The sequence below is a fragment of the Stenotrophomonas sp. 89682_Sma genome (genome assembly GCF_056481405.1).
The window spans coordinates 3,983,247-3,998,957 of the sequence record NZ_CM151147.1 but is presented as its reverse complement, the minus strand read 5'-3'; the positions used below and the strand labels follow the sequence as shown (position 1 = coordinate 3,998,957).

The following is a 15,711-nucleotide window of genomic DNA, read 5'->3' as shown; positions in this document are numbered from 1 at the left end:
AATACGCCCCGTTCCCAGCGTCATGAAGCGCGGATATCGGCATGATTCATCAAGTGAAACTGGACAATCATGGCCACTGACAACCTCACCCACCTGGCCGCGTTCGCCGCAGTCGCCCGCCACCGCAGCTTCCGCCGTGCCGGCGCCGAGCTGGCGCTGTCGACCTCGGCAGTGAGCTACGCGATCCGCGCGCTGGAGGAACGGTTGGGGGTGGGCCTGTTCCATCGCACTACCCGCAGCGTGGCCCTGACCGAGGCCGGGCAGCGCCTGCTGGAGCGCCTGCAGCCGGCGCTGGGCCAGGTACATGACGCATTGGAAGAGATGAACCAGTTCCGCGCCGCCCCGGCCGGCCTCCTGCGCATCAATGCCACCCGCGCGGCGGTGGCGACCCAGTTGGGGCCGCGGCTGGCGCGCTTCCTGCACGCCCATCCGGACGTGCGCGTCGAGCTGACCGAGAACGATGGCCTGGTCGATATCGTCGCCGAGGGCTACGACGCGGGCGTGCGCCTGCACGAGTTCGTGCCCGAGGACATGGTGGCGGTGCCGATGGGGCCGCCGCTGCGCGGGCTGATTGTCGGCTCGCCGGACTACCTGCGGCGGCATCCGGCGCCGCAGCATCCGCGTGATCTGGTCGCGCATGAGTGCATCCGCTTCCGCTTTGCCAGCGGGCATCTGTACAAATGGCAGTTCGAGCGTAGCGGGCAAGCGTTGGAGATCGACGTGCCGGGCCGGCTCACGTTGAGCGAGCAGGGCACCGTGGTCGGTGCAGTGCTTGATGGCATCGGCCTGGCCTACGTGCTGGAGGACACCGCGCGGCCGTATATCGACTCGGGGCAGATGGTGGCGGTACTGGAAGACTGGAGCGAGCCCTTCGCCGGCTTCGCGTTGTACTACCCGAAGCAGCGGCAGATGCCCGGTGCGCTGCGCGCGTTCGTGGACATGCTGCGCGAGTGAGGTGCGGTGGTTTGCATCTACGCATGGCGTGGATCCACTGCGGAACGACAGCCTCCACGCGTTGCTTGAAGCGGGGCAGTAGATCCGCGCCATGCGTGGATGGGTGCCCGCGACGCAGCCAGCAATTCATTCGACCAGCGCGTCGTAGCCTTCGCCACTGAACTGGATCAGGCAGAAGCCGTGGCCGAACGGATCGGTCAGCACGGCGATGCGGCCCCAGCGACGCTCGCGCACGGATTGTTCGAGCGTCGCCCCGGCCGCAACCGCACGGGCCAGTGCGACCTCGATGTCATCCACCACCCAATCCAGGTGCAGCGGCGTCCAATGGCGCTCGTAGTCGCGCACGTCGCCGTCTTCGGTGGCAGCGCTGCCGGCGTCGTTGTGCAGCAGGTAGAGCGGCGTTGGCCCACCGAGCAGCTCCACGGAGCCCGGGCCGAGACGGCGGCCGATGCGTAGGCCGAAGGCCCGGATGTAGAAGTCTTCGGCGGCGGCCAGGTCGGGGACGTCGAGGTTGACGATGAACGCTGCGGTGGGCGTATCCATGGTCAGATCCGGTGGATGCGGGTGGGCAGTGTATGCCCCCATCCACGCATGGCGTGGATCTACTGTGCGCGTGGGTAATCGAGGTAGCCCGCCTCGCCGCCACCGTAATAGGTGCTGCGGTCAGGCGTGGCCAGCGCGACGTCGTGCCGAAGGCGTTCGACCAGATCCGGGTTGGCGATGAAGGGCTGGCCGAACGCGGCCAGGTCGATGGTGCCCGCTTCGACCAGTTCAAGCGCGCGTTCGCGGGTCATGCCACCGGCCAGGATCACGGTGCCACCGTAGGCCTGCTTGAACTGCTTCAGGAACGCGCTGCCCAGCACCGATTCACCCTGCTGCAGGTTGTCGTTGAGGTGCAGGTAGGCCAGCCCGCGCTTGCCCAGTTCTTCGGCCAGGTACAGATAGGTGGCTTCGTTGTCGGGGTAGAACGGCATGTCGAAGGTGAGGTTGCTCGGCGCCAGGCGCACGCCGATGCGGTGTGCACCGATGCGTTCGGCCATCGCATCGACCGTCTCCAGGATCAGCCGCGCACGGTTGGGCAGTGAGCCGCCGTAGCGGTCGTCGCGCTGGTTGATGAGCGGGTTGAGGAACTGTTCGAACAGGTAGCCATTGGCGGCATGCAGCTCGATGCCGTCGAAGCCGGCGGCGATCGCGTTGTCGGCGCCCCGTGCGAAGTCAGCAATGATGCCGGGGATTTCGTCGGTGGCCAGCGTACGTGCCGGGGTGGGATCTGCGTGGCCGCGGCTGCCGTCTTCCAGATAGACGAACGAGGTGTTCTTCGGTGCGCTGGCCACCGGGCGCGTGCCGGCGCTGACCGGTTGCCCACCATCGGGCTGCAGCGAGGAATGCGACATGCGGCCCACGTGCCAGAGCTGGGCAAAGATCGTGCCCTGAGCGGCATGCACCGCCTCGGTGACCAGCGTCCAACCGGCCACCTGTTCGGCCGACCAGATACCCGGCACGTCGATGTAACCCTGGCCCTGCGGCGAGACCGGCGTGCCTTCGCTGATGATCAGGCCGGCGCTGGCACGTTGCCGGTAGTACTGCGCGGTGAGCTCATTGGCGACCGAACCGGGGTTGCGGGCACGGGTCATCGGGGCCATCGCGATGCGGTTGCGCAGGGCGGTGCCTGAAAGGTCGAAGGGGTGGAAGAGGGCGGCGGTCATGTCGGTCATCTCGGTGCGGGGAGGCGCCAGCGGCGCGATGGACACAGGATGGCGTTGACATGCGGGTGCATAAAGCGCTTCGATTTCCCGTTGAGCGGGACTATTTGTCCCCAATGGAGCGTGTAAAGATGTTGCCACTGGAATCCTTGAATGGCCTGGTGACCTTCGTCACCACGGCACGCTCGGGCAGCTTCACTGAAGCCGCCGATGCGCTGGGCATTTCGCGCTCGGCGGTGGGCAAGGCCATCGCGCGGCTCGAAGCGCGACTGGGCGTGCGCCTGTTCCATCGCACCACGCGGCGCATTGCGCTGACCAGCGATGGCGAGGCGTACTACGCCTCCTGCGCGGCGGCTCTGGAAGAGATTTCCGCGGCCGAGGCCTGCCTGGGGTCGGCCGGGCTGCCCAGCGGGCGGCTGCGCATCGACATGCCGTCCTCGTTCGGGCGGCTGGTGGTGCTGCCGGTGCTGCTGCGGCTGTGCCGGGAGTACCCGGACCTGCAGTTGACGATGACCTTCACCGATCACTTCATCGATCCGGTCGAGGAAGGCATCGACCTGCTGATCCGCTTCGGTGGGCTGCACCAGGCCGAGCATCTGGTGGCACGCCGGCTGGGGCGCCAGCGGCTGGTCACCTGTGCATCGCCAGCGTACCTGCAGGCACATGGCACCCCGCACACCGTTGAGGAACTGGCACAGCACCGCAGCATCGTCGGCTTCCGCCACGGCCAGCCGGTGGCGTGGCGGATCGGCAGTGATGATGCGGAAGGAACCTTCATTCCAAATGCGGCCTACCAGCTCAACGACGGTGACGCGGTGATCGACGCGGCCATCGCCGGGCTGGGTATCTGCCAGATGCCCATTTCACTGGTGCGCCGACATCTGGAATCCGGCGCGCTGCACTCGGTGCTGGACGCAGACATGCAGCGGCATATCGACATCCATGCGCTGTGGCCACCGACCCGCCACCTGCGGCCGAAGGTGCGCTATGTGGTGGATGAGTTGACCCGGTTGGCGCGGGAAGGCGTGTTCGACTGAACGCCGTTCATTGAGTCGGGAAGGGGATGTGTATACTATCCCCCAGTATAGTTTCTGGATGGCCTCGCCATGCCGCACTCCCCCGAAGAGAAAAAGAAGGTCCTGGCCCGCGTGCGCCGCATCCGCGGCCAGTGCGATGCGCTGGACCGCGCGCTGGAAGCCGGTGCCGACTGTGGGCCGGTGCTGCAGCAGATCGCGGCCATCCGTGGCGCGGTCAACGGCCTGATGTCCGAGGTGATGGAGGCCCATCTGCGCGAGGAGTTCGGCCAGCCCGCGGCCTCTGATGAACAACGCGCCGAGCGCGTGCGCGACATGAGTGCGTTGATCCGCTCGTACCTGAAGTAAACGTTGGCGCAACGTAGCGCCGCGCATCCTGTTTCCCTTGTTTTCCTGGAGAATCCACCATGAAGTCCCGTGCCGCCGTCGCCTTTGGTCCCGGCCAGCCGCTGCAGATCGTCGAGATCGATGTCGCCCCGCCGAAGAAGGGCGAAGTGCTGGTCAAGATCACCCACACCGGTGTCTGCCACACCGATGCGTTCACCCTGTCCGGCGATGATCCGGAAGGCCTGTTCCCGGTGGTGCTGGGCCATGAAGGCGCCGGCATCGTGGTGGAAGTGGGCGAGGGCGTGACCAGCGTCAAGCCCGGCGACCACGTGATTCCGCTGTACACCGCCGAGTGCGGCGAGTGCCTGTTCTGCAAGAGCGGCAAGACCAACCTGTGCGTGGCCGTGCGCGCGACCCAGGGCAAGGGCGTGATGCCCGACGGCACCAGCCGCTTCAGCTACAACGGCGAGCCGCTGTACCACTACATGGGCTGCTCGACTTTCAGCGAGTACACCGTGGTGGCTGAAGTCTCGCTGGCCAAGATCAACCCGGACGCCAACCCGGAACACGTCTGCCTGCTTGGCTGCGGCGTCACCACCGGCATCGGCGCGGTGCATAACACCGCTAAGGTGCAGGAAGGCGACAGCGTGGCCGTGTTTGGCCTCGGTGGCATTGGCCTTGCGGTAATCCAGGGCGCGCGCCAGGCCAAGGCCGGCCGCATCATCGCGGTGGACACCAACCCGTCCAAGTTCGAACTGGCCCGCGAATTCGGTGCCACCGACTGCATCAACCCGAAGGACTACGACAAGCCGATCCAGCAGGTCATCGTGGAAATGACCACCTGGGGCGTGGACCACAGCTTCGAGTGCATCGGCAACGTCAACGTGATGCGCGCGGCGCTGGAATGCGCGCACCGTGGCTGGGGCCAGAGCGTGGTGATCGGCGTGGCCGGTTCGGGCCAGGAGATCTCCACCCGTCCGTTCCAGCTGGTGACCGGCCGCAAGTGGATGGGCACCGCCTTCGGTGGCGTGAAGGGCCGCAGCCAGCTGCCGGGCATGGTCGAGGATGCGATGAAGGGCGACATCGAACTGGCCCCGTTCGTCACCCACACCATGGACCTGGACAAGATCAACGAAGCCTTCGACCTGATGCATGAAGGCAAGTCGATCCGTTCGGTCGTGCATTACTGAGCCACGGCATGGGCTGGCTGGATGCCCTGCGCCGGCCGCGTGCGGAAGACCCGCGCGCGGCCCTGGTCGCCCCGATCGAGCAGGCGCTGCGCGCGCTGGGCTGGGTCGAAGGCGAGGTCGGTGCACCGCGGCCGGTGGATTCACCGTTCGGCATCGATGAGATGCCGTTCGAGCACTGGCTGGCGCAGGTCTTCCTGCCGCGGCTGCACGAGGCACGCGCCGACGGCCGATGGCCACCGCGCAGCGATGTGGCGGTGGCCGCGTACCGCAACCTGGATGGCCAGCGCGGCGTCGAGCCGCTGCTGCGCCTGCTGTCGCAGCTGGATGAGTTGATCAACACACGTGACGGCTGACGCCGGCACGCAGGAGAGTTCCATGGAACGCATTGAACACCGCGCCTGTTTCGGTGGCTGGCAGGACGTCTACCGCCATCATTCGACCACGCTGGGCTGCGACATGCAGTTCGCCGTGTACCTGCCGCCGCAGGCGGAAGCGCAGAAGTTGCCGGTGCTGTACTGGCTGAGCGGGCTGACCTGCACCGAGCAGAATTTCATCACCAAGGCCGGCGCGCAGCGCTATGCGGCCGAGCATGGGGTGATCCTGGTAGCGCCCGATACCAGTCCTCGCGGCGAGGATGTGGCCGATGCCGAAGGCTACGACCTGGGCAAGGGCGCTGGCTTCTATCTCAATGCCACCCGCGCGCCGTGGGCGACGCACTACCGCATGCACGACTACGTGGCGCAGGAGCTGCCGGCACTGATCGAGGCCCAGTTCCCGGTAAACGCTGCGCGCGCCATCAGCGGGCATTCCATGGGCGGCCACGGTGCGCTGGTGATCGCGCTGCGCAACCCCGGGCGCTACCGCAGTGTGTCGGCGTTCTCGCCGATCGTCGCGCCCAGCCACGTGCCGTGGGGGCAGAAGGCGTTCACGGCTTATCTGGGCGACAACCCGGCCGACTGGGCGCAGTGGGACGCGTGCGCGCTGCTGGCCAGCGCCAAAGAGCGGTTGCCGCTGCTGGTCGACCAGGGCGAGGCGGATGAGTTCCTCCAGACCCAACTGCAGCCGCAGCGCCTGCAGGCGGCCTGCGACGCGGCCGGACATCCGCTGACCCTGCGCCTGCAGCCCGGCTACGACCACAGTTACTACTTCATTGCCAGCTTCATTGGCGAGCACATCGCTCACCACGCCCGCGCGCTGGAGGACTGACCCGCTCCATCCCCTTTTTCAGCGATGGATCACACCATCGTGGCGCCGCCCCGGGCTATCGTGCGCCCATACGGCCTTGCCGATCGGGGGATGCATGCCGGTAGTGCTGGCGCTGCTGTATGTGCTGTGCCATGGCCTGGTCCTGGCCATGTGGCCGGGGCCCGTCGGTGCGGGTTCCTTCGTGTTCCTGACCGGCGCCCCATTGCTGGCCGCCGCCGCCTGCCTGTGGCGGGCCCGCCGCGATGGCGCCGCGCTGGGTTGGCGTGCCACCGCGCTGGCCCTGCTGCTGTGGGGCGGAGGCATGGCCTTCAACATGGTCGATGCGCTGGGCGCCGGCCGTGCCGACGTCACGCCGCAGGTCAGTCTGTTCCTGTATGTGCTTTATGGCGTGCCGCTGGTGTTCATCCTGGCCCGTGCACGCCGCGAACGGCTCAGCATCAGTCTGATCGACGCGGCCATGGCCGCGCTGCTGGGTGTGCTGTTCTTCGTGCACGCGCAGTCGTTTGCCGCCCGCATCGACGTTGATGACCATGCAATGGCCAACATGCAGCGCATGTTCGATATCCAGAACCTGTGCATTGCGGCGTTCGCTGTGGTGCGCTGGCTGGTCGGCGACGTTCCGGAGCGGCGCAACTTCTTCCGCGCCCTGGCGAAGTACGCGGTGGCCTATCTGCTGGTGGCCTACTACATCAACCACTACACCGCAGAGCAGTCGTTCGGTGCCTACAACGACCTGCTGATCGACCTACCGTTCCTGCTGCTGGCACTGCTGGCGCTGAGCCGGGCACCGGCGCCGAGTTTCGTGCTGCACCCACGGCTGGCACGCACGGTGCAGGCGGCCGGTCCGATGATCCTGCCGCTGCTGCTGCTGGTGGTGGGGACACTGGTGGTCGACCATGCCCGACCACTGGCGGTCACAGGGTTCGTGGTTGCGACGCTGGGCTTCGGCCTGCGCAGCATCCTGCTGCAGGTGGACTTGATGGAGCGGCAGGCATCGCTGGACCAGCTGGCACGACAGGATGGCCTGACTGGCGTGGCCAACCGGCGCGAGTTCGACGCATTGCTGTTGGCCGAATGGAACCGTGCGCGGCGGAGTGGCAGCGAACTGGGCCTGTTGCTGCTGGACATCGACCATTTCAAGGCCTTCAATGACCGGCATGGCCACCCTGCCGGGGACCGCTGCCTGCAGGCCGTGGCGGCGATCCTGAAGGTCAGCGCCGGCCGTGCAGGCGACAGTGTTGCGCGCTATGGCGGCGAAGAATTCGCGGTGATCGTGCCCGGAAGCCCGCTGTCGGGCGTGCTGGCGCTGGCCGAACGCCTGCGCGAAGCGGTGGAAGCACTGCCACTGCCGGAAGGTTCGGTCAGCATCAGCATCGGCGTGGGCTACCTGCACCCGCCGGCCCTGGCCAGCGCCGACCAGCTGCTGGCGGACGCCGATGCCGGCCTGTACGCGGCCAAGCGTGCCGGCCGCAATCAGGTGATCCTGCACGCGCACGTGCTCGATGACGAAGGCAGCACGCACGGCACGATGGATTGCTGAGGGCGACGCGTGATCAGCCCTGATGCGGCATCGCGCACCTGCGGTGCCGAGCGGTCATCGTTGCCGCAGCCAGCCGGTGGGATCGAGCAGCCTCAGCCCGACAGGTGACAATGATCGCTGCCGCAACGGCAGCTTCGCTGCCTGCACGGCCACAGCACAGCGTGCCAGCTGCTGCCGCAGCGGTGCCAGCGTGTCGTCTTCGCGGGGCCGTGCATGCCGCCACTGGGCGATGCGCAGCAGGCAGACCAGCAGGTCCAGTTCGCTGGCGGCAATGAAGGGAGAGCCGGCGGGCAGCAGGTCGATCGGCGCCGCGGGCGTGGCCAGCAGCGGCAGCAGGTTGATGAACGCGTCGCAGCCTTCAGGATCAAGGCCAAGGCCGCTCAGCTGTGCGAGTCCATCGGCCACGAGATCGGGGTCACGCAGCTGGCGTATCGCCGCCAGCAGCGCCTGCTCGCCACGGCCGAACTGGCGGCCGAAGGCACGGTAGCTGACCCGGGTGGGAAACAAGGGGGAACGGGAAGCCATGGCAGCTAGGGGTGTGGGTCGCGGGTTTCCACCAGCACGGGGCAGGGGGCGTGATCGATGGTCCATTGCCCGATCGAGGGTTCGAACAGGCGTTCCAGCCGGGACAGGTGGCGGTGGCCGATCACGATCAGGTCGCACTTCAGGCGCCTGGCCTGGTCGCTGATGACTTCGCCGGGGTCGCCTGAGGGGATCTGCGCGATGGCATCGACGCCGCGCTCGCGCAGATCGGCCAGGGCTTCGGCCAGCACCGCCTCGGCGCGGGAGCGCTGGCGGGCGGCTTCCGGATACTCGATGCGGTCGGCTTCGCTGGCATCGGCGGCCAGCGCGAACTCGGGGGCGAGCACGCACAGCAGGTGCAGGCGGCTGCGGGGGCCGGCAATGGCCGCGGCCAGGTCCAGCACGCGCGCGTGCTGGGGGCCACCGTCCAGGGCGACCAGCAGGGTATTGAACATGGATGTCTCCTTTGCAGGCCGGGGATGGTCGCCGATGTCATCGCGCGCACCCATGCCGTGCACGGCAGTCAATGAATGCGTCAAACGCAATCCACTGAGGCCAGGAGTGCCGTAGATTCATCTGATTTACTGGAGACTGTCATGCCCCTGCCGGACCTGAACCTGTTGCTGGCACTGGACGTGCTGATCGACGAATGCAGCGTGGCCGCCGCCGCGCGGCGGATGAACCTGAGCGCGCCGGCGATGAGCCGTACCCTGGGCCGGATCCGCACCGCCCTGGGCGACCCGGTGCTGGTGCGTGCCGGCCGCGGGCTGGCGCCTACGCCGCGCGCCCTGCAGCTGCGTGAGCAGGTCCGCGACGTGATCGAGCAGGCCCACCGCGTCTTCAATGCCGGTCGCGAGATCGACCTGCGCACCCTGGAGCGCACCTTCAATGTCCGCGCCAATGATGTCTTCATCGGCGGATTCGGCGGACGCCTGCGTGAACTGTTCCGCCAGCAGGCGCCGCGCGCGGTGCTGCGCTTCGTGCCCGAGGGCGATACCGACGACGATGCGATGGCGCAGGGCCGGATCGACCTGTACATCAGCACCGCCGGCAAGCACGCGCCCGACACCAAGGTGCAGAACCTGTTCAGTACCTCGTTCATGGGCGCCGCGCGCGAGGACCATCCATTGTTCGATGAGGAGATCAGCGCCGAGCGCTTTGCCGCCTGCGACCACATCGCTGTGTCGCGCCGTGGCCTGCCACGTGGGCCGATCGATGATGACCTGGCCACCCTCGGCCTGCAGCGCCGCGTGGCGCTGATCAGCCCGACCTTCCACGGTGCGATCTTCGCGGCGGCCGAATCAGACCTGATCCTGCCGCAGATGCCGAGCGTGATGCTGGAGCGGATCGTCAGCATGCGCCTGCCGTTGCGCCTGTTCCCGCTGCCGATCCCGGTGCGTACCGCGGCCATCGTGCAGGCCTGGCATCCGCGGCTGGACAACGATGCCGCGCACCAGTGGCTGCGCCGCTCGATCAAGACCATGTGCGAGCGCGTCGAGGACGCCCACCGCTGACAGCCGCAGGCGTGCGCCGGACGCACGCCTGGGATGCCGGCGACGCCATTTTTCACAGGGTACCTGCTCCCTAGACTGCGCTCCCCGGAGTTTCACTGAGCGCATTCCAATGACCCTCAACATGCCGTGTACTGCACGGATCGGTGCCCGGCGATGAGTACGCCGGCCGCCGCTGTCCCGGCCGCTGCAGCGCCCCGTCCTGCCGCCGCCCCCGGGCTCGACCGCCGCGTCCTGGTCGGCCTGTGTGGCGTGCTGCTGGCGGTGCTGGTGTCGGGCTTCAACGAGAACATCACCAAGGTCGCGCTGGCCGACATCCGCGGGGCGATGGGTTTCAGCGTCGATGACGGCAGCTGGATCGTCGCCCTCTACAGCGCGATGTCGGTCAGCGCGATGGCCTTCGCACCGTGGTGTGCCGCCACCTTCTCGTTGCGCCGTTTCGCGCTGGCGATGATCGGTGGCTTCATGGTGCTGGGCGTGCTGTGCCCGCTGGCCCCGAACCTGCAGGTCTTCCTGCTGCTGCGTGCATTGCAGGGCCTGTGCGGTGGTGCACTGCCGCCGCTGCTGATGAGCGTGGCGCTGCGCTTCCTGCCACCGGGCATCAAGCTGTATGGCCTGGCCGGCTATGCGCTGACCGCGACCTTCGGCCCGAGCATGGGTACGCCGCTGGCTGCGTTCTGGGTCGAGCAGGTGGGCTGGCACTGGGCGTTCTGGCAGATCGTGCCGTACTGCCTGGCGGCGATGGCGATGGTCGGCTGGGGCCTGCCGCAGGACCCGCTGCGGCTCGAACGCTTCGCCCAGTTCGATACGGTCGGCCTGCTGCTCGGCCTGCCGGCGCTGGTACTGCTGGTGCTGGGCCTGGTGCAGGGCCCGCGGCTGAACTGGTTCGACTCGCCGATGATCACGTTGATGATCGGTGGCGGTGCCGGCCTGATGGTGCTGTTCATGATCAATGAATGGTTCCACCCCTTGCCGTTCTTCAAGCTGCAGCTGCTGGCCAACCGCAATCTCAGCTACTCGCTGGTGACGCTGGGCGGCGTGCTGTTCGTGCTGCTGGCGGTGATCTCGATCCCGTCCGGCTTCCTGGCCAGCGTGCAGGGCTACCGGCCGCTGCAGACGGCACCGATGCTGCTGTGGGTGGCACTGCCACAGGTGATCGCGCTGCCGCTGGTGGCGGCCCTGTTGAACATCCGCGCGGTGGATTGCCGCTGGGTGCAGGCCACCGGCCTGGCGATGCTGGCGCTGGCCTGCTGGCTGGGCTCGCACCTGGACGTGGCCTGGATCCGTGACAACTTCCTGTGGGTGCAGCTGCTGCAGGTGTTCGCACAACCGATGGCGGTGCTGCCGCTGCTGATGCTGGCCACCGGCGGCCTGGCGCCGCAGGACGGCCCGTTCGCCTCGGCGTGGTTCAACACGGTCAAGGGTTTCGCTGCGGTGCTTGCCAGCGGCGTGCTCGACGCCGTCGCCCAGGGCCGCCGTCATTTCCATTCCACCGTGCTGGTCGACCGCCTGGGCGAGCAACCGTGGCTGGCCGATGGCCCGCAGCTCGGCGCGCGCCTGCATGCACAGGTGCAGGCACTGACCTCGGCTGACCTGTACTGGGTGGTCGCGCTGGTGGCGCTGGCCTTCATTCCGCTCATTGCCTGGATGCCCACCCGCATCCATCCGCCACGTGCCGTGGCCTGAACATTTCGCAGGAACCCCCTCATGACGATCAATCGAACCACTCTCAACACCGGGCTGGGCCTGGGCGTGCTGGCGCTGGCCATCGGCGCCTGGCTGCTGCTGCGCGACTCTGGCCACCAGAGCACCAACAATGCGTACGTGGTGGCTGACTACACTTTGGTGGCGCCGAAGATTCCCGGCTTCGTCAGTGCCGTGGAAGTCGAGGACAACCAGTCGGTGAAGGCCGGCGACGTGCTCGCCCGCATCGACGACCGCGACTACCAGGTGGCACTGCAGGCGGCGCGTGCCGACCTTGCCAATGCCCGCGCACAGCTCGCCAACGCACAGGCCGCACTGGCCCAGCAGGATTCGCTGATCGAGCAGGCCAAGGCCAGTGTCGATGTCAGCCGTTCCGAACTGACCCTGGCCAGCGCCGACCAGCAGCGCTACCGCGAACTGGCCCGTGATGGCGCCGGAACCGTACAGAACGCGCAGCAGGCGCAGTCGAAGCAGGCCGTGGCCAGTGCCCACCTGCAGCAGGGTCAGGCGGCGCTGTCGACCGCGCGCCAGCGCACCGACATCCTGGCCGCCGGTGTGCAGGCCGCGCAGGCCGCGGTGCAACGCGCGGAAGCGGCGCAGGCCCGCGCCGAACTGGATCTGTCGCACACCGTGCTGCGTGCACCGATCGACGGCATGGTCGGTCGTCGTGCAGTGCGCGTCGGTGCCTACCTGACCCCGGGCACCGCGGTGGCCGCGGTGGTGCCGTTGAAGCGGGCCTTCGTGGTCGCCAACTTCCAGGAAACCCAGATGACCCGCATGCAGGCCGGCCAGCAGGTCGAACTGAAGGTGGACGTGTTCCCGGGCAAGCCACTGCGCGGGCACATCGACAGCATCGCGCCGGCCACTGGCGTCACCTTCGCCGCGGTCGCACCGGAGAACGCCACCGGCAACTTCACCAAGGTGGTGCAGCGCATTCCGGTGAAGATCGTGCTGGAGCCGGGCCAGCCGCTGCTGGACCAGCTGCGTGCCGGCATGTCGGTGGAAGCCCGCGTTGACCTGGGCAGCCGCGCACGCGCGCAGAGCGTGCAGCACAGTCCGGGCCATGCGGCCGGGGAGGGCGCATGAGCGCAGTCATCGTGTTCCGCACCTTCGTTGCGGCCAGCCTGTGCACAGCCCTGGCTGCCTGCACGATGGGGCCGGACTTCGTACGCCCGCAGGCGGAACTGCCCAGCCACTGGCAGGGTGAGGCCGTCGCCGGTAATGCCATCGACCAGGACGCGGCCTGGTGGGCCGGTTTCGACGATCCGCTGCTGGGGCAGCTGGCCAACCAGGTGCTGGCGGCCAACCTGGACCTGCAGCTGGCCGCCAACCGCGTGCAGCAGAGCCGTGCCGCACGCGGCATCACCGCCGCCGATCGCCTGCCCAGCGTCAGCGCGAGCGCCAGTGGCGTGCGTGCACGCAACAGCGAGGTGGGCCTGAATGATCCGTCCGGCAACGGCGGCCGTGATGACTACGGGCTGTTCCAGGCCGGCATCGGCCTGAGCTGGGAGCTGGACCTGTGGGGCCGCGTGCGCCGTCAGGTGGAAGCCGCCGATGCGCGTGTGCAGATGGCCGAGGAGGACGCACATGCAGTGCGCATCGCGCTGCTGGCGGAAACCGCGCGTGATTATCTGCAGCTGCGTGAAACGCGGCAGTTGCTGGCGATCACCGAGGACAACCTCAGCATCGCTCTCGACATCAAGCGCCTGACCGAGGCACGCCAGCAGCAGGGCGTTGCCAGTACGCTGCAGGTGTCCAGCGCGTCCGCGCAGGTGGCATCGCTGCAGGCACGCATCGCGCCGCTGCGGCACCGTGAGTCGCAGCTGCGCAATGCACTGGCGTTCCTGCTGGCGCAGCCTCCGCAGGCATTGGATACGCAGCTTCAGAATGCACGCCGTGACTGGCCCGCACTGCCGGCCGTGGCGGTGGGACTGCCCAGCGAACTGGCCGAGCGTCGCCCGGACATCCGTCGTGCCGAAGCGGCGTTGCATGCCGCAACGGCCGGCATCGGCGTGGCCAAGGCCAGTTTCCTGCCGCGCATCACCTTGAATGGCGACGCTGGCTTCCAGGCCAAGCAGCTGGATGATCTGGATGGCTGGAACGCACACCGCTTCAGCATCGGGCCGTCGATCAGCCTGCCGATCTTCCAGGGCGGCCGGCTGAAGGCCAACCTCGCGTTGAGCAAGCTGCAGCAGCAGCAGTCGTCGCTGCAGTTCCAGCGCACGGTGCTGCAGGCCTGGCATGAAGTGGACGACGCCATCGATGGTTACGCCGCCGAACAGCAGCGCACCGTGCAGCTGCACGTGGCGGTGGACGAAAGCGAGACCGCGCTGGGTGCGGCGCGCCGGCAGTACCAGGCCGGCGTGGTCGACATGCTGGACGTGCTGACCACCCAGCGCATCGCGCTGGACAACCAGGCAGCGCTGGCCAACAGCCAGGCCACGGCCGCGATCGCGCGTGTGGAGCTGTACCGCGCGCTGGGCGGCGGCTGGTAACGATATGGAAACGCCGGGCCATGCCCGGCGCCTCTACCAGCGCACGGCTTTGGGTGGCGGCTGGTAGGGAGTCGTCGGGGTAGTGCCGGCCGCTGGCCGGCACCTTCGTGGCTGTTGCGGTTGCCGGCCAGCGGCCGGCACTACCAGATCCAGGCCTCAACGCACGTCGCGCAGTTCCCAGTGGTGGCCGGCCAGCAGGCGCAGGCGCTGCTTGAACACGTCGCTGTCGATGCGGGTGGTGGCCACCAGGTTGATGCGCAGATCCTTCTGCTCGCCGGTCACGGTGGCCTCCGGATCGGTTGCGCCCCACTGCACTTCCACTGCATCGGGATCGGGCTGCTTGGCCTTCCAGCGCTCGAACAGCGTGCCGCTGCGCAGGGCGTCCTGCAGTTCCTCGGCGAAGCCGGCGGCGCCCTGCGAATGGAAGGACAAGTCAGGGTCGTTGCCGCGGGCCTTGGAGGGATCGGGCAGGCTGATGTGGTACTGCGCAGGCATGGAGTTCTCCTTGAAGTGCGGCAAGGCTGGCACAGTGGCGGTGGAATCGATGTGCAGATTCCAGCCACGGTCGGCCTTCATTCAAACCGATGCGGCCCATCGGCAAAGCCCACGGTGACCGCGCCCTTGCCGACATTGACCATGCCGGTCAGGCTCATCACCGATTCGTACACGGCCACGCCGTGGGTGGCGCAGACCTCCTTCAACTGGGCGTAGCCGGGCAGGGTGCGCAGCTCGTCCAGTTCTCCGCCGTAGCTGACGCACACCGTCGGCGTCATCAGCCCGGCACGTACGCGCTGGCCAACCACCGCGAACAGCTTCTGCACGGCGTTGTCGAAGCCCTTGATCTTGGCGACCGGTCCGGTCTCGCCGCGGTAGCCGTGCAGCACCGGCTTGATGTCCAGTGCGCTGCCCAGCGCCGCGCTGAGCAGGCCAACGCTGCGGTCGCCCTTGTGCCGTGCGCGCGCACGCATGTAGTACAGGTCACGGGTCACCATGTAGCCGTGCACGTTGCCGGCCAGCTCCTCCAGCCGTTCGCGGATCTGCTGCACGCTGGCGTTGCTCTCGCGCAGGCGCACGGCTTCCACCGCGGTCACCGCCTGGGCGGCGAACAGGTTCTGGGTGTCCAGCACGCGCAGCGCGAACGGCGAGTTGTAGCCTGCAGCCTGCCGCACCGGCTTGTAGTCATTGAGGATGGCGAAGCTGGCCTGCAGCGCGTTGTCATGGATCGGGCTGCGGGTCTTGGTGATGGTCATGCAGAACACGTGGTCGTAATCGATCACCAGCTGCTGCAGGAACAGGTCGCGGATCTGGTTGACGCTGAAGGGAATGGTTTCCGCTTCAGCGCCATGCTCGGCCACGTGCGCGTGCAGGAAACTCAGCGTGGCCTGCTCATCGCGATGATCGGCCAGCACGGCTTCGCCGATGCGGACGGTGATCGGCAGCAGCACGATGTTGTGCTCGGCAATGAAGTCCTGCGGCAGGTCGCAGGCCGAGTCGACGACGATTCCGATGCGCATCCGCGGCTCCC

The 15,711-nt window shown here is 67.7% G+C and carries 17 protein-coding genes; 11 read left to right on the top strand and 6 right to left on the bottom strand.

Features of this window, described 5'->3' with window-relative positions; translation table 11 throughout:
* The first annotated feature begins 69 nt into the window (after nucleotides 1-69).
* Nucleotides 70-954 (top strand): LysR family transcriptional regulator, encoded by an 885-nt coding sequence (locus ACZK29_RS18430; protein WP_111204091.1) that lies wholly within the window; start codon nucleotides 70-72, stop codon nucleotides 952-954.
* Nucleotides 955-1,080: 126 nt separating this feature from the next.
* Here the strand turns inward: ACZK29_RS18430 and ACZK29_RS18425 are convergent, their stop codons facing one another.
* The gene (locus ACZK29_RS18425; protein WP_478446340.1) at nucleotides 1,081-1,497 is read right to left on the bottom strand and encodes a VOC family protein; all 417 of its coding nucleotides are present in this window, start codon (nucleotides 1,495-1,497) and stop codon (nucleotides 1,081-1,083) included.
* A 59-nt stretch (nucleotides 1,498-1,556) separates the two neighbouring features.
* Complete coding sequence (locus ACZK29_RS18420) at nucleotides 1,557-2,660, bottom strand: alkene reductase (protein WP_459048117.1); 1,104 nt, start codon at nucleotides 2,658-2,660, stop codon at nucleotides 1,557-1,559.
* 128 nt (nucleotides 2,661-2,788) lie between these two features.
* On the opposite strand from ACZK29_RS18420, the gene ACZK29_RS18415 reads away from it, so the two are divergent.
* From ACZK29_RS18415 to ACZK29_RS18390, 6 genes are all read left to right on the top strand, one after another.
* On the top strand, nucleotides 2,789-3,694 hold the full coding sequence (locus ACZK29_RS18415; RefSeq protein WP_459048116.1) for a LysR family transcriptional regulator: 906 nt from the start codon (nucleotides 2,789-2,791) through the stop codon (nucleotides 3,692-3,694).
* Nucleotides 3,695-3,763: 69 nt separating this feature from the next.
* The gene (frmR, locus tag ACZK29_RS18410) at nucleotides 3,764-4,039 is read left to right on the top strand and encodes a formaldehyde-responsive transcriptional repressor FrmR (protein ID WP_005411009.1); all 276 of its coding nucleotides are present in this window, start codon (nucleotides 3,764-3,766) and stop codon (nucleotides 4,037-4,039) included.
* Between the two features lie 59 nt (nucleotides 4,040-4,098).
* Nucleotides 4,099-5,208 carry an S-(hydroxymethyl)glutathione dehydrogenase/class III alcohol dehydrogenase gene (locus ACZK29_RS18405; RefSeq protein WP_459048115.1) on the top strand — a complete coding sequence of 370 codons (1,110 nt, stop codon included), beginning with the start codon at nucleotides 4,099-4,101 and terminating at the stop codon, nucleotides 5,206-5,208.
* Nucleotides 5,209-5,216: 8 nt separating this feature from the next.
* Nucleotides 5,217-5,561 (top strand): YqcC family protein, encoded by a 345-nt coding sequence (locus tag ACZK29_RS18400; RefSeq protein ID WP_478446339.1) that lies wholly within the window; start codon nucleotides 5,217-5,219, stop codon nucleotides 5,559-5,561.
* A gap of 22 nt (nucleotides 5,562-5,583) precedes the next feature.
* Nucleotides 5,584-6,414, top strand: a complete 831-nt coding sequence (fghA, locus tag ACZK29_RS18395; RefSeq protein WP_459048113.1) for an S-formylglutathione hydrolase — start codon at nucleotides 5,584-5,586, stop codon at nucleotides 6,412-6,414.
* A 94-nt stretch (nucleotides 6,415-6,508) separates the two neighbouring features.
* On the top strand, nucleotides 6,509-7,954 hold the full coding sequence (locus ACZK29_RS18390; RefSeq protein ID WP_111204097.1) for a GGDEF domain-containing protein: 1,446 nt from the start codon (nucleotides 6,509-6,511) through the stop codon (nucleotides 7,952-7,954).
* Between the two features lie 54 nt (nucleotides 7,955-8,008).
* On the opposite strand, the gene ACZK29_RS18385 is transcribed toward ACZK29_RS18390, so the two are convergent.
* Both ACZK29_RS18385 and ACZK29_RS18380 read right to left on the bottom strand, forming a co-directional pair.
* A complete protein-coding gene (locus tag ACZK29_RS18385) occupies nucleotides 8,009-8,479 on the bottom strand; it encodes a hypothetical protein (RefSeq protein ID WP_111204098.1) in 471 nt (156 codons plus the stop codon).
* Nucleotides 8,480-8,484: 5 nt separating this feature from the next.
* On the bottom strand, nucleotides 8,485-8,931 hold the full coding sequence (locus tag ACZK29_RS18380; RefSeq protein ID WP_111204099.1) for a universal stress protein: 447 nt from the start codon (nucleotides 8,929-8,931) through the stop codon (nucleotides 8,485-8,487).
* 141 nt (nucleotides 8,932-9,072) lie between these two features.
* Between ACZK29_RS18380 and ACZK29_RS18375 the strand changes: the two genes are divergently transcribed.
* From ACZK29_RS18375 to ACZK29_RS18360, 4 genes are all read left to right on the top strand, one after another.
* Nucleotides 9,073-9,990 carry a LysR family transcriptional regulator gene (locus tag ACZK29_RS18375; protein WP_111112416.1) on the top strand — a complete coding sequence of 306 codons (918 nt, stop codon included), beginning with the start codon at nucleotides 9,073-9,075 and terminating at the stop codon, nucleotides 9,988-9,990.
* Nucleotides 9,991-10,143: 153 nt separating this feature from the next.
* Entirely contained in the window at nucleotides 10,144-11,673 is a 1,530-nt protein-coding gene (locus tag ACZK29_RS18370) for an MFS transporter (RefSeq protein WP_478446338.1), read from the top strand.
* 21 nt (nucleotides 11,674-11,694) lie between these two features.
* Complete coding sequence (locus tag ACZK29_RS18365) at nucleotides 11,695-12,777, top strand: HlyD family secretion protein (protein WP_478446337.1); 1,083 nt, start codon at nucleotides 11,695-11,697, stop codon at nucleotides 12,775-12,777.
* Complete coding sequence (locus tag ACZK29_RS18360; protein WP_478446336.1) at nucleotides 12,774-14,186, top strand: efflux transporter outer membrane subunit; 1,413 nt, start codon at nucleotides 12,774-12,776, stop codon at nucleotides 14,184-14,186. The genes ACZK29_RS18365 and ACZK29_RS18360 overlap by 4 nt, the downstream gene beginning before the upstream one ends.
* Before the next feature lie 156 nt (nucleotides 14,187-14,342).
* Here ACZK29_RS18360 and ACZK29_RS18355 read toward each other — a convergent pair whose 3' ends face one another.
* Nucleotides 14,343-14,681: a hypothetical protein gene (locus tag ACZK29_RS18355; RefSeq protein WP_111117776.1), complete on the bottom strand. Its 339-nt coding sequence runs from the start codon at nucleotides 14,679-14,681 to the stop codon at nucleotides 14,343-14,345.
* Nucleotides 14,682-14,758: 77 nt separating this feature from the next.
* Nucleotides 14,759-15,700, bottom strand: coding sequence for a DegV family protein (locus tag ACZK29_RS18350; RefSeq protein ID WP_049428227.1), 942 nt, complete (start codon nucleotides 15,698-15,700; stop codon nucleotides 14,759-14,761).
* Between the last annotated feature and the right edge of the window lie 11 nt (nucleotides 15,701-15,711).

What these genes read in the sequence shown, in the direction of transcription:
- ACZK29_RS18430 (WP_111204091.1), top strand. Translation starts at nt 70, where the DNA reads ATGGCCACTGACAACCTCACCCACCTGGCCGCGTTCGCCGCAGTCGCC.
- ACZK29_RS18425 (WP_478446340.1), bottom strand. Translation starts at nt 1,497, where the DNA reads ATGGATACGCCCACCGCAGCGTTCATCGTCAACCTCGACGTCCCCGAC.
- ACZK29_RS18420 (WP_459048117.1), bottom strand. Translation starts at nt 2,660, where the DNA reads ATGACCGCCGCCCTCTTCCACCCCTTCGACCTTTCAGGCACCGCCCTG.
- ACZK29_RS18415 (WP_459048116.1), top strand. Translation starts at nt 2,789, where the DNA reads ATGTTGCCACTGGAATCCTTGAATGGCCTGGTGACCTTCGTCACCACG.
- frmR (WP_005411009.1), top strand. Translation starts at nt 3,764, where the DNA reads ATGCCGCACTCCCCCGAAGAGAAAAAGAAGGTCCTGGCCCGCGTGCGC.
- ACZK29_RS18405 (WP_459048115.1), top strand. Translation starts at nt 4,099, where the DNA reads ATGAAGTCCCGTGCCGCCGTCGCCTTTGGTCCCGGCCAGCCGCTGCAG.
- ACZK29_RS18400 (WP_478446339.1), top strand. Translation starts at nt 5,217, where the DNA reads ATGGGCTGGCTGGATGCCCTGCGCCGGCCGCGTGCGGAAGACCCGCGC.
- fghA (WP_459048113.1), top strand. Translation starts at nt 5,584, where the DNA reads ATGGAACGCATTGAACACCGCGCCTGTTTCGGTGGCTGGCAGGACGTC.
- ACZK29_RS18390 (WP_111204097.1), top strand. Translation starts at nt 6,509, where the DNA reads ATGCCGGTAGTGCTGGCGCTGCTGTATGTGCTGTGCCATGGCCTGGTC.
- ACZK29_RS18385 (WP_111204098.1), bottom strand. Translation starts at nt 8,479, where the DNA reads ATGGCTTCCCGTTCCCCCTTGTTTCCCACCCGGGTCAGCTACCGTGCC.
- ACZK29_RS18380 (WP_111204099.1), bottom strand. Translation starts at nt 8,931, where the DNA reads ATGTTCAATACCCTGCTGGTCGCCCTGGACGGTGGCCCCCAGCACGCG.
- ACZK29_RS18375 (WP_111112416.1), top strand. Translation starts at nt 9,073, where the DNA reads ATGCCCCTGCCGGACCTGAACCTGTTGCTGGCACTGGACGTGCTGATC.
- ACZK29_RS18370 (WP_478446338.1), top strand. Translation starts at nt 10,144, where the DNA reads ATGAGTACGCCGGCCGCCGCTGTCCCGGCCGCTGCAGCGCCCCGTCCT.
- ACZK29_RS18365 (WP_478446337.1), top strand. Translation starts at nt 11,695, where the DNA reads ATGACGATCAATCGAACCACTCTCAACACCGGGCTGGGCCTGGGCGTG.
- ACZK29_RS18360 (WP_478446336.1), top strand. Translation starts at nt 12,774, where the DNA reads ATGAGCGCAGTCATCGTGTTCCGCACCTTCGTTGCGGCCAGCCTGTGC.
- ACZK29_RS18355 (WP_111117776.1), bottom strand. Translation starts at nt 14,681, where the DNA reads ATGCCTGCGCAGTACCACATCAGCCTGCCCGATCCCTCCAAGGCCCGC.
- ACZK29_RS18350 (WP_049428227.1), bottom strand. Translation starts at nt 15,700, where the DNA reads ATGCGCATCGGAATCGTCGTCGACTCGGCCTGCGACCTGCCGCAGGAC.